Origin of the sequence: Streptomyces sp. NPDC001663 (assembly GCF_042893105.1) — a bacterium.
Classification (GTDB): Bacteria; Actinomycetota; Actinomycetes; order Streptomycetales; family Streptomycetaceae; genus Streptomyces.
Window position 1 is genome coordinate 354,435 of sequence record NZ_JBIAUR010000002.1, and the last position, 12,294, is coordinate 366,728.

Annotated in this window: 9 protein-coding genes and 1 pseudogene; 9 read left to right on the plus strand and 1 reads right to left on the minus strand. The window is 71.1% G+C overall.

All coding sequences use genetic code 11. The features are described from left to right. Positions 1–107 precede the first annotated feature (107 nt). The 7 genes and pseudogenes from ACFY1L_RS07995 to ACFY1L_RS08025 all read left to right on the plus strand — a co-directional run bounded on the left by ACFY1L_RS07995 (position 108) and on the right by ACFY1L_RS08025 (position 9,212). Entirely contained in the window at positions 108–1,169 is a 1,062-nt protein-coding gene (locus ACFY1L_RS07995; RefSeq protein WP_388819843.1) for a LacI family DNA-binding transcriptional regulator, read from the plus strand. 111 nt (positions 1,170–1,280) lie between these two features. Beyond that, positions 1,281–2,644: pseudogene (locus tag ACFY1L_RS08000) on the plus strand (endo-1,4-beta-xylanase). A gap of 80 nt (positions 2,645–2,724) precedes the next feature. Beyond that, on the plus strand, positions 2,725–3,774 hold the full coding sequence (locus ACFY1L_RS08005) for an LCP family protein (RefSeq protein WP_388819846.1): 1,050 nt from the start codon (positions 2,725–2,727) through the stop codon (positions 3,772–3,774). Between the two features lie 92 nt (positions 3,775–3,866). Then, positions 3,867–5,267, plus strand: coding sequence for an FG-GAP-like repeat-containing protein (locus ACFY1L_RS08010; protein ID WP_388819848.1), 1,401 nt, complete (start codon positions 3,867–3,869; stop codon positions 5,265–5,267). 133 nt (positions 5,268–5,400) lie between these two features. Continuing rightward, entirely contained in the window at positions 5,401–5,757 is a 357-nt protein-coding gene (locus ACFY1L_RS08015) for a YciI family protein (protein WP_388819851.1), read from the plus strand. Between the two features lie 50 nt (positions 5,758–5,807). Beyond that, positions 5,808–7,085: an RNA polymerase sigma factor gene (locus tag ACFY1L_RS08020; protein WP_388819854.1), complete on the plus strand. Its 1,278-nt coding sequence runs from the start codon at positions 5,808–5,810 to the stop codon at positions 7,083–7,085. 87 nt (positions 7,086–7,172) lie between these two features. Then, the gene (locus tag ACFY1L_RS08025) at positions 7,173–9,212 is read left to right on the plus strand and encodes a cell wall-binding repeat-containing protein (RefSeq protein ID WP_388819857.1); all 2,040 of its coding nucleotides are present in this window, start codon (positions 7,173–7,175) and stop codon (positions 9,210–9,212) included. Here ACFY1L_RS08025 and ACFY1L_RS08030 read toward each other — a convergent pair. Next, positions 9,202–10,377: a methyltransferase domain-containing protein gene (locus tag ACFY1L_RS08030; protein ID WP_388819859.1), complete on the minus strand. Its 1,176-nt coding sequence runs from the start codon at positions 10,375–10,377 to the stop codon at positions 9,202–9,204. The two genes, ACFY1L_RS08025 and ACFY1L_RS08030, sit on opposite strands and share 11 nt — an antisense overlap. A 90-nt stretch (positions 10,378–10,467) precedes the next feature. On the opposite strand from ACFY1L_RS08030, the gene ACFY1L_RS08035 reads away from it, so the two are divergent. Both ACFY1L_RS08035 and ACFY1L_RS08040 read left to right on the plus strand, forming a co-directional pair. Then, positions 10,468–11,397 carry a polysaccharide deacetylase family protein gene (locus ACFY1L_RS08035; protein ID WP_388819862.1) on the plus strand — a complete coding sequence of 310 codons (930 nt, stop codon included), beginning with the start codon at positions 10,468–10,470 and terminating at the stop codon, positions 11,395–11,397. After that, positions 11,394–12,206 carry a polysaccharide deacetylase family protein gene (locus tag ACFY1L_RS08040; protein WP_388819864.1) on the plus strand — a complete coding sequence of 271 codons (813 nt, stop codon included), beginning with the start codon at positions 11,394–11,396 and terminating at the stop codon, positions 12,204–12,206. Before ACFY1L_RS08035 ends, ACFY1L_RS08040 begins: the two co-directional genes overlap by 4 nt. The last annotated feature ends 88 nt before the right edge of the window (positions 12,207–12,294 follow it).

Sequence of the window (12,294 nt, forward strand, 5' to 3'; positions counted from 1 at the left end):
GGCGGTGTCCCGCTCGCGAATGTTTCGCTGCACACTTCGAATGTTCCGGGAACCTAGGGCGGACCGGAGGGTTCGTCAAGAGGTCGTGCAGCGATACGATCGCCGCCATGACACCCCCGGAGCCCGTTGAAACGCGGACGACAACCCCGACGACAGGCCGGTCGGCGCAGACCGCGACGCTCGCCGAGATCGCCCGCGAGGCCGGCGTGTCCGCGCCGACTGTTTCGAAGGTCCTCAACGGCCGCGCCGACGTGGCCCCGGCCACCCGCAGCCGGGTCGAGGAACTGCTGCGTGCGCACGGTTATCGCCGCCGGCGGGCGGAGGCCAGCCGGTCGCCCCTCATCGACCTCGTCTTCCACGAGTTGGAGAGCGCCTGGGCGATGGAGGTCATCCGGGGCGTGGAGAACGTGGCCCGGGACGCGGGCCTGAGCGTGGTGCTGAGCGAGAGCGCCGGGCGGCTGACGCCTGGGCGGACCTGGGCGGACCAGGTCGCCGCCCGCCGTCCGCACGGCGTGATCCTCGTCCTGTCCGGCCTCGACGAGTCCCAGCGGGCGCTGCTGACCAGCCGCTCCATCCCGTTCGTGGTGATGGACCCGGCCGGCGACCCCGGTGTCGACGTGCCCTCGATCGGCGCCACGAACTGGCAGGGCGGGCTCGCCGCCACCCGGCACCTGATCGACCTCGGCCACACCCGCATCGGCGCCATCACCGGCCCGTCCCGCATGATGTGCAGCCGCGCCCGCGTCGACGGCTACCGGGCCGCCCTGGAGACGGCCGGGCTGCCGGTGGACCCGTCGCTCGTCGCGAGCGGCGACTTCCACCACGAGACCGGCTACCGGCAGGGCCTGGAGCTGCTGCGCCGCCCGGACCGGCCCACCGCCGTCTTCGCCCTCAACGACCTCCAGGCGCTCGGGCTGTACGAGGCCGCGCGCGAACTGGGGCTGCGCATCCCGGAGGACCTGAGTGTGGTCGGGTTCGACGATCTGCCGGTGGCGCGCTGGGTGGGGCCGCCGCTGACGACCGTACGGCAGCCGCTGACGGAGATGGCCGAGGCGGCGGCCAAGCTGGTGCTCGACCTGGGGCGGGAGGACCAGGCGCCGGTGGCCACGCGGGTGGAGCTGGCGACGAGTCTGGTGGTGCGCAGCAGTACGGGGGCGCCTCCGGCGTGATGCATGTGTCCGGGGTGGCCGGAAGTTGACGTATTGACGCGTGGTGCGGGCGCCACGACACTCCTCCGAAGTCAATCGGTTGCACGACCGAAACTTTCGGAGGCACCCGCAATGAGAACCTCCAGAACATCGTTACGTGCCCGGCTCGGCGCCCTGTGCGCCGGACTCACCGCTGTCGGCGCCCTCCTCGCGGCCGGCACCGCCACCGCGCACGCCGCCGACACCCCCCTCCGCGACCTTGCCGCCGCCAAGGGCAAGGTCATCGGCACGGCGGTCACCGGCTCCAAGCTCACGGGGACGTACGGCGACATCGCGGGGGCGCAGTTCAACTCCCTCACCCCCGGCAACGCCATGAAGTGGGGCTCGGTCGAGCCGGCCCAGGGCAGCTTCAACTGGACCGAGGCCGACCAGATCGTCGCCTTCGCGCAGGCCCACAACCAGCAGGTGCGCGGCCACACCCTGGTCTGGCACAGCCAGAACCCGAGCTGGCTGACCAACGGCAGCTGGACCTCCGCCCAGCTCAGCAGCCTGCTCCAGAACCACATCAGCACCGAAGTCGGCCGCTACAAGGGCAGGATCGCCGCCTGGGACGTGGTCAACGAGCCCTTCAACGAGGACGGCACCTACCGCTCCACCCTCTGGTACAACGGCCTCGGCGCCGACTACATCGCGAACGCCCTGACCTGGGCAAGGGCAGCCGACCCGGACGCCAGGCTGTACATCAACGACTACAACGTGGAGGGCGTCAACGCGAAGTCCACGGCCCTGTACAACCTGGTCAAGGACCTCAAGAGCCGCGGTGTCCCGATCGACGGCGTGGGCCTGCAGGCCCACCTGATCCTCGGCCAGGTCCCCGCCACCCTGCAGCAGAACATCCAGCGCTTCGCCGACCTCGGCGTCGACGTGGCGATCACCGAGCTGGACGTACGGATGGCGCTGCCGTCCGACAGCACGAAGCTCGCCCAGCAGGCCGCCGACTACAAGTCGGTTCTCGCCGCCTGTGTGGCCGTGACCCGCTGCGCGGGCGTCACCGTGTGGGGCTTCACCGACTCCGACTCCTGGGTGCCGAGCACCTTCCCGGGATACGGGGCTGCGACGCCGTACGACGAGAACTACGCGCCGAAACCGGCGTACTACGCGATCGCGGAGGCGCTCGGCGGCACGCCGACCAGCCGCCCACCGGTGCCTGCTCGGCGACGTACAGCGTGACGAGTCAGTGGAACACCGGGTTCACGGGGCAGGTGAAGATCGCCTGCTCGGGCGCCTCGCTCTCCTCCTGGAAGGCGAGTTGGACGTTCGGTGCGGGCCAGCAGATCACGCAGGCGTGGAACGCGACGTGCACGCAGAGCGGTTCGGCGGTGACGTGTGCGAACGCCTCCTACAACGGCTCGGTGCCGGACGGCGGTTCGGTGACGTTCGGGTTCAACGGGTCATGGAGCGGCAGCAACCCCGTACCGACCGTCACGCTGGGTTGAACGTGAGAATTTCCGAAGAAAACCGCTTCACACCGTCGCCACTAACAATCCCCTAATAATTCGGACTTACGTTCCTGCCCGTGACGGGACACGACGAGAACGGCGACGCGGGCAGACCAAGGGGCCGGCGATCGACCGTACTGAAGATCGCCGGCCTGACCATGGCGGGCCTGCTGGTGCTGGGTGCGGGCGCTGCGGGCTGGGCGTACTGGCACCTCGACAACAACATCAAGAGCGTCGACATCAACCAGGCGCTCGGCGACGACCGCCCGGCGAAGGCGGTGACGACACCGTCGGCGTCGGCCTCCGCGTCACCGCTGCCCACCGGTTCGCTGAACATCCTGGTCCTGGGCTCGGACTCGCGCAGCGGCAAGGAGAACAAGGCGCTCGGCGGGGGCGACAGTTCCGGGGCCCGTTCCGACACGGCGATGGTGGTGCACATCGACGCGGGCCGTAAGAAGGCCACGGTCGTGAGCATCCCGCGCGACACGCTGGTCACGCGTCCGTCCTGCCCGCTGAAGCCGGGCGGTTCGACGGCGGTGGCGTACAACGCGATGTTCAACAGCGCGTACTCGGTGGGCGGCGCGGTCTGTGCCGTGAAGACCGTCGAGTCGATCACGGACATCCGCATGGACCACTACCTCGAGATCGACTTCTCGGGCTTCGCGAAGCTGGTGAACGCGCTGGGCGGCGTCACGGTCACCACGGACGAGGACATCGACGACGACGACAGCCATCTGCACCTGAAGGCGGGCACCCACGAGCTGAACGGCAAGCAGGCCCTGGCCCTGGCCCGCACCCGGCACGGCATAGGCGACGGCAGCGACCTCGGCCGCATAGGCCTGCAGCAGAAGCTGGTGAAGGCCCTGCTGGAACGGATCGCCTCGACAAACCTGTTCACCAGCCCCGCCAAGCTCTACGACGTGGCCGAGGCGGTGACCAGCAGCCTGACCACGGACAGCGGCCTGGACTCGCTGAGCGAACTCGTGGAACTCGGCCGGAGCCTGAAGGGCCTGTCGTCGGCCGACGTGAAGACGGTGATGATGCCGGTGGTGACGGCACCGTCGGACCCCAACCGGGTGGTGGCGAAGGAACCGGCGGCGAGCAAGCTGTGGGAGTCGCTGCGCTGAGCGCGGCGCGGGCGCCGGCCGTGCGCCCGTTACAACCCCTGTGCCGGGTGACGAGTCTTCAGTGGTGTCACCGTAACCAAGGGGGTCCCCCGGTGTTTTCCCTTGCTTTGTCGCGCCGTTGGGCGGTCCCGGTCGTGGCGGGCGTGGTCGCACTGGGAGTTGCCCCGCCGCAGGAACTGAGCCGGGCGGAGGCCGCCACCCGCGCGCCCGTCCGCTTCGACTTCAACGGCGACGGCTACGGGGACCTCGCGGTCGGCGCTCCGGGGGCCACGGTCGGCGGGGCGGCCAAGGCGGGGTACGTGACCGTGATGTACGGCGGCCCGCACGGGCTGTCGGCGAGCCGACGGACCGTCATATCCCGTTCCACGAACGGTATTCCGGGCAGCCCGGTGAAGGACCAGGGCTTCGGGAACCAGCTCTCCAGGGGCGACCTGGACGGGGACGGATACGCGGACCTGGTCGTCGGCCTGCGCGGGACGGGCGACGCGGTGATCGTGTGGGGCGGCCGGGGCGGCCTGTCCGGCAAGGCCACGTCGATCCCGACCAGCCGCACGGTGACCGGCGACTACAACGGCGACGGCCGCCTCGACCTCGCCGCCTTCCGCACCTCGCACTCCCCGGGCGACGACCCCCTCCCCACCGACGCCGCCGTCTGGACCGGCCCCCTCACCCGCGCCGGAAAGCCTGCCGCCTCCGGCGCCCTGGACCCGGACGCACTGTCGAACCACGAGGTCCTCGACGGCACGACCGGGGACGTGAACGGCGACGGCCGCGACGACCTCGCGCTCCGCGTCTACATCGGGGACGGCGGCTTCGGGACGAGGCTCTACGTCACGACCGCCACGGCCCTCACACCCGTCAAGCCCGATGCCCTACCGCAGGGGAACGGCGGCGACGTCGCGCTGGGCGACTTCGACCACGACGGTTACGACGACCTGGCCGTCGGCTTCTTCTACGACGCGAAGATCGAGGTCGCCCGGGGCTCGGCGGCGGGAGTGCGGCCGAGCGCCACCTGGAAGTCGTACAGCCTCGACACCCCGGGCGTGCCGCGCACCGCGGAGCCGAACGACTGCTTCGGCTGCGCTCTGTCCGTCGGTGACATCACCGGCGACGGCATCGACGACCTGGCCGTCGGTGTGAGCGGCGAGGAGATCGGTTACGACGACGCCGCGGGCGCCGTCACCATCCTGCACGGCAGCCGCGGCGGCCTGACCGGCACCGGCGCCCAGACCCTCACCCAGGACACCGCCGGCATCGTCGGCACATCGGAACCCGGCGATGCCTTCGGCGCCGCCGTCCGCCTCCTCGACATCAACGGCAACGGGTACGCCGACCTGGCGGTCTCGGCGGTCGGGGAGGACGAGGGCACCGGGCGGGTCTGGGAGCTGCGGGCGCGGCCGAGCGGGATCGTGACGGACGCGGCGCTGCGGTTCGGGCCGAAGTCGATCGGGGCGCCGTACGCGAAGGCCGCGTTCGGCGCCGAGATCGGGTAGCTCACCTGCGGAAACGTACCCACGGAAAAGATCTTCGAAGAAATCCGACGACCTTGTCGATCCGGTGGGGTCTCGTTCGACGCACGGGTGAAAGCCCGGGAAGGACCCGGCGTCAATCCACCGAGGAGTCACCATGCCCCGCTACCTCTCCCTCGTTCAGATCGACGAGGCCACCATGCCCGCCGAAGGCCCCAGCCCCGAGCTGATGCAGCGCATGGGCGAGCTGATCGAGGAGGTCACCAAGGCCGGTGTCATGCTCGACACCGCCGGGCTCACCCCGTCCGCCCAGGGCACTCGCGTGCACTGGCAGGGCGGTCAGATCTCCGTCACCGACGGGCCCTTCACCGAGTCCAAGGAGGTCGTCGGCGGCTACGCGATCATGCAGTGCAAGGACCTGGCCGAGGCGATCGAGTGGACCAAGAAGTTCCTGAAGGTGCACGAGGACCACTGGACCGTCACCTGCGAGGTGCGGGAGATCGCGGAGGGCTGAGCCACCCGCTTCCTTGGCCGTACGCCGGTACGGGTGTTGCATGGAGGGCTGTGAGCTCACAGCCCTCCGCCGACGCCTCCGGCGACCCCCGCCACGCCATCGAGACCGTCTTCCGCATCGAGTCCCCCCGCATCATCGCCGGCGTCACCCGCATCGTCCGCGACGTCGGCATCGCCGAGGAGCTCGCCCAGGACGCGCTGGTCGCCGCGCTCGAGCAGTGGCCGCGGGACGGCGTCCCCGACAACCCGGGCGCCTGGCTCATGGCCACCGCCCGCCACCGCGCCGTCGACCTGATCCGCCGCCGGGAGAACTACGCCCGCAAGCTGCAGGAGATCGGCCGCACCCTCGACCCGGCGGCGCCCCCCGAGGAGCCCGCCGACCCGGACGACATCGACGACGACCTGCTCCGCCTGGTCTTCACCGCCTGCCACCCCGTCCTGTCCGCCGAGGCCCGCATCGCCCTCACCCTGCGCCTGCTCGGCGGTCTGACCACACCCGAGATCGCCCGCGCGTTCCTGGTCCCCGAGGCCACCGTCGCCCAGCGCATCGTCCGCGCCAAACGCACCCTCGCCACCAGGAACATCGCCTTCGAGGTCCCTTACGGCCCCGAGCGCGAGGCCCGGCTGGGCTCGGTGCTCGACGTCATCTACCTGATCTTCAACGAGGGTTATGCCGCCACCACCGGCGACGACTGGCTGCGCCCGGCACTGTGCGAGGACGCCCTCCGCCTGGCCCGCGTCCTGTCGTCGCTGATGCCGAAGGAACCGGAGGTCCACGCCCTGACCTCCCTCCTCGAGTTCCAGGCCTCCCGCACCGCCGCCCGCACCGGACCGAACGGCGAGCCCGTCCTCCTCAAGGACCAGAGCCGCCGCCGCTGGAACCGCATGCTCATCGCCCGCGGCATCACGGCCCTGCACCGCGCCGACGCCACCGCCACCGGAGCCCCGGGCCCGTACGCCCTCCAGGCCGCCATCGCCGCCTGCCACGCGCACGCGTACACCTACGAGGAGACCGACTGGCGGAGCATCGCCACCCTGTACGGCCTGCTCGCCGCCCGCGCCCCCTCCCCGGTCGTCGAGCTCAACCGCGCGGTCGCCGTGTCCATGGCCGAGGGCCCGGCGGAGGCGCTCGCGATCGTCGACGGCCTCGCCGCCGAGCCCGCCCTGGCCGGCTACCACCTGCTGCCCAGCGTCCGCGGGGACCTGCTGGAGCGGCTCGGGCGGACGGCGGAGGCCCGCGCGGAGTTCGTACGGGCCGCCGACCTGGCGCGCAACGAACGCGAGCGGCAGCTGTTGCTGGCGAGACTCCATTCCCTTCCTGGTCAGTAAGGGTTTACAGTTGCGCGGCTGCCGCGCAACCGGCGTGACACCTTCCGCGGTGCGGGCAGCGCTCCGATACCTGTGGGGGGTACAGCCTTGCGATCTTCCAGATCCGCGAGATCGGCCGCATCGGCCAGATCTTCCGCGCGCCGCAAACTCGTCGCGCTCACCGCCGCCGGTGCCCTGGCCGCCGGCGCCATCGCCCTGCTCGCGCCGGGCGCGTCCGCCGACACCACCGGCTGGGCCGCGACCGACGGCATCCTCACCGGCGACCTGGACGGCTCCGTCTCGCAGATGTACGAGAACGGCACCGCGCCCGTCCAGCGCCTCAAGAACGCGATGAAGCCCGACTGGTCGCCCGACGGCAGCCGCATGGCCTACGTCAACCAGACCACGGGCCGCGTCAACGTGGTCCGCTACGACTTCACGGGCGCCGTGGAGCTCCCGGTCAAGACGACCAACACGATCCTCGCCGACGACCCGACCTTCTGGGGGCGGGGCAGCCAGGTCGTGTTCACGCTCAACGGGCGCCTGCGCGTCGCGCCGCCGGACGGCACCCGTGAGCAGCAGCACCTGTTCGCCACCGCGCAGGAGGGCTGCGACACCCAGCCCAGCGGCGCCATCGACGGCAAGCTGGTGTTCATCCGCTCGGGCAGCACCTGCAGCGGCGACTACCGCTGGGGCGCCGTATGGCTCTACGACGGTGCGACCGGCGCCTTCACCAAGCTGGTGGACGGCAAGGCCAACGGCCCGGCCATCTCCCCGGACGGCACCAAGGTCGCCTACACGCTCGACGGCAAGCTGTACACCGTCGGCACCGACGGCACCGGCGCGACCCAGGTGGCGACGGACGAGACCGGTTACCTCTGGAAGCCCGCCTGGTCGCCCGACGGCACCCGGCTGGCGTACCACCTGCAGACGCCCTCGCCCGACTTCGCGACGGAGGACCACGTCCTCGACGTCGCCACCGGCACCGCCAAGGTCCTCTACGACACGCCCACCACGGCCAAGTACGACCTCGCCTGGCAGCCGCTGCGCAAGAACGGCGTCGGCCGCGTCTGGGGCGCCGACGTCTACGGCAGCAACATCGCCGCGTCCCGCTGGACCTGGAACACCGTCGGCCAGAGCGACGCGGGCCTGATGAACGCCTCGTCGGCCGTGCTGGTCTCCAAGGACAGCTCGGCGTACGCGCTGACGGCCCCCGCCCTCGCGGGCAAGAAGCACGGGCCGGTCCTGCTGACCTCGGGCAGCTCGCTGTCCTCGTCCGTGCAGAGCGAGCTCAAGCGGATCCTCAAGCCCGGCGCGAACGTCTACCTCGTCGGCGGTACGTCGATCCTGAGCAGCAGCGTCGCATCGAAGGTCTCCTCGCTCGGCTTCACCCCGAAGCGGCTGGCCGGCACCTCCCGCTACTCGACCTCGGTCGCCGTCGCCAAGTCCATCACCGGTGCGCCGGACTACGTCTTCATCGCCACCGGCAACGACTACCACTCGGCGCTCGCCGCCGCGTCGGCCGCCGGTGCGGACGGCACGAGCAGCAAGGCGGTCGTCGTGCTCAACGACGGCAATTCGCTGACCTCGTCCGTGAAGTCGTACCTCAACGGCCTGGACCCGCGCGACACCTACATGATCCCGGTCGGCGGCTCGGCGAAGTACGCCCTGACGCACACGTCGTTCTCCAACTGGCCGTCGACGTACACCTATTACCCCGTCACGGCGAGCACCAACGAGGGCACCGCCGCGGCGCTGGCCCGCTTCTGGTGGGGCGGCCCGGCCAACGCCGCGCTCGCCTACACCGACAGCTGGCGCGGCGGCACCTCGGCCGCCGCGGCGATGAACGTCTTCGGCCCGCTGCTGTGGACGGACGCCGGCACCCTCTCCACCGACACCAGGAACTACCTCGTCAGGGGCGCCGCCAACCTCAACTACCTGGCGGTCTTCGGCGGCACCGGCTCGGTGTCGACCGCGGCGCTGAACTCCGCGGGCGCGGCGATCAGCGCGAGCAGCAGCCAGTGGGACTACACGCCGTACTACAACGGCCTGGAGCCGACGACGACTTCGTCGTACTCGACGACACCGTCCACGCAGACCGGAGCCCACCCGGACCTCGGTTCGCTGCGGACGACGGTCACCCGCTAGCCGACCGTGCGGGGGCGCCGACGAGCATGGTCGGCGCCCCCGCCACCCGAGTCAGAAACACCGTCGCGGAGCCCGGCCCCTGCGGCTTGACCTTCCTCCGCAACTCCTCCGGCTCCACCGCCGACCCCCGCTTCTTCACGGTCAGGATCCCGACCCCCCGCTCCCGCAGCAGCGCCTTCAACTTCTTCACGTTGAAGGGGAGTTGGTCGGTGATCTCGTACGACGACGCATACGGCGTCGGCCGCAGCTCGTCCGCGGTGACGTACGCGATGGTCGGGTCGACCAGCCCGCCGTCGAGCTCCTCGGCGACCTCGGCGACCAGATGGGCCCGGATGACAGCGCCGTCGGGCTCGTACAAGTAGCGGCCGACGGGCCGGACCTGGGGGTCCGGGAGCCCTCTTCCGAGCAGGGTCCGCGGCCCCGGCAGCAGCGTCGCCCGCACCGCCCTCGGCTCCGTCCCGAACCACAGCACCGCCTCCTTCACGTCCCCGCCGTCCGAGATCCACTCGGCCTCGGCGTCGCCGGGCACGGCCTCGTGCGGAATGCCGGGCGCGACCTTCAGGGCGGCATGAGGCGCCTTGCGAGCGGCTTCGACCGCCCACGACAAGGGCGGCGAGTAGGCCTCCGGATCGAAGATGCGCCCGCGCCCACCGCGCCGGGCGGGGTCGACGAACACGGCGTCGTACCCGTCCGTACTCACCTCCATGACGTCCGCCTCGCGCACCTCGATCAGCTCGCCCAGCCCGAGCGCCTCGGCGTTCGCGCGCGCCACGGCCACCGTCACCGGATCCCGGTCGACGGCGAGGACCCGGATCCCGGCCCGCGCGAGGGCGATCGCATCCCCGCCGATGCCGCAGCACAGGTCGGCCAGGGAGGTCACCCCGAGCGCCTTCAGCCGCTCCGCCCGATACGCGGCGACACTCGCCCGAGTCGACTGCTCCACCCCGTTCGGCGTGAAGAACATCCGCTCCGCGTCCTCGGCCCCGAACTTCGCCGCCGCCCGCTGCCGCAGCCGCGCCTGCCCGAGCGCCGCCGACACCAGCTCGGCGGGGTGCTCACGGCGCAGCCGGGTGGCGACGGCGAGCTCGTCGGCCGGGGCCGTGCCGCGCACCTGGTCGAGGAGGGCGCGGCCTTCGGGGGTGAGGAGGTCAGCGAGGTCGTTCACCGGCTCATTGTGGGCCAGTCGGTGGACGGTGCGCCTCCGGCCGCGGTGTCGGGCCGGGATCCGCGCGGGGTCCTGCGAAGATCCGGCACCATGCGAGTAGTCGTACAAAATGACAAAAAGGGGACGTTGTACGGGGCCCGGCTCCGCGTCGGAATCGCCGTGCTCGCGGCCGCCGCCATCGCCTCGGCCTGTGACCGGCCCGGCGGCGGCGAGGTGCAGCCGGCCCCCGGTCAGCAGGCCCTGAAGGCACCCCCGGCCCGCGCCCTCGACTCGTACGCCACCAAGCTGCGCGCGGTGTACGCGGCCCGGGTCGCCGCGGCGAAACGCTGGCGCCTGGCGGACGTTCCGCTGCTGGCCCCGCCGCCCCCCGCCAGGAAGCCGAAGATCAAGGCTCGCAGGGGCTTCGAGGTGGACGACCAGGAGGAGATGAACCTCCCGCCGGTCTTCACCACGATCCCCACCAGGCGGAAGGTCGTCTTCCTCACCATCGACGACGGCGCCGAGAAGGACCCGGCATTCCTGCGCATGATGAGCGACCTGAAGATCCCCTACACCGCCTTTCTCAGCAACTTCCTGATCAAGGACAACTACGGTTACTTCAAGAAGATGCAGGCCGAAGGCATCACGCTGAACAACCACACGCTCACCCACCCGTACCTGCCGGCGCTGTCGTACCGACGGCAGAAGCGCGAGATCTGCGGCATGCAGGACGTCATGGAGAAGCACTTCGGCAAACGCCCCAGGCTCTTCCGCCCGCCCTACGGCAACTACAACCAGGACACCCTGCGCGCCGCCAAGTCCTGCGGCATCAAGTACGCGCCCATCTGGGACGAGGAGGTCTTCGTCGACCACTGGGAGTACCGCGAGGACGACCGGGACCTGCACCCCGGCGACATCGTCCTCACGCACTTCCGTGGCCGTTCCGAGTGGAAGGGCACGATGGTCGACGACATGCGCCGGTTCCTGAACAAGGTCACCGCCGAGGGCTACGCCGTGGCCCGCCTGGAGGACTACCTGTGAGGCTCCGGTCCCTGACCGCCGGCGTCCTGGCGCTCGCGCTGCTCACCGGCTGCGCCCAGTCCGTCGACCCCATCGAACGGCTGGGCAAGAAGGCGGCCCAGCGCGTACGGCCGCACGGCCCGGCCGAGCTGCCGTACCGCGCCTGGGGCCTCAGGGCCCCGCTGCCGCACGCCCCGAACCGGCCCTCCGGCCTGTCCGCGCCGGTCCGCACGGCGGGCCCGGGCCTCCCACCCGTGGTCTCCCGCATCCCGACCCGCGACAAGGTCGTCTTCCTGACCTACGACGACGGCGCCGAGAAGGACCCGCGGTTCGTCGACATGATCCGCGAACTGCGCCTGCCGGTCAGCATGTTCCTCACGGACAGCGTCGTCGGCCCGGGCTACGGCCACTTCGCGCGCCTGCAGACGGTCGGCGCGACCATCCAGAACCACACCCTCGACCACCCCGCCCTGCGCGGCCTGCCCTACGCCGGCCAGCGCGCCGAGATCTGCGGCCAGCAGGACAAGCTCCGCTCCCGCTTCGGCCGCCGTCCCCGCCTCTTCCGCCCGCCCTACGGCACGTACGACACCACCACCCTCCGGGCGGCCGCCGACTGCGGACTCTCGGCGGTCGTCCTGTGGCGCGTGTCGATGACGGGAACCGGCGAACTGACCTACCTCCACGGAGGCCACCGTCTCCGCCCGGGCGACATCGTGGCGGTCGACCCGGACGAGGACACGGGCCTGACCCTCCGGGACCGGACGCTGCGGCTGCTGCGAAGAGTGCAGCGGGCGGGCCTGACAGTGGGCCGCCTGGAGGACTACGTCTGACATCCTCCGGGGACGCGATTGGCACTCCGCTTGACCGAGTGCTAATCGCGGTCATAGTCTCGGGTCTGGCACTCCCCACTGGAGAGTG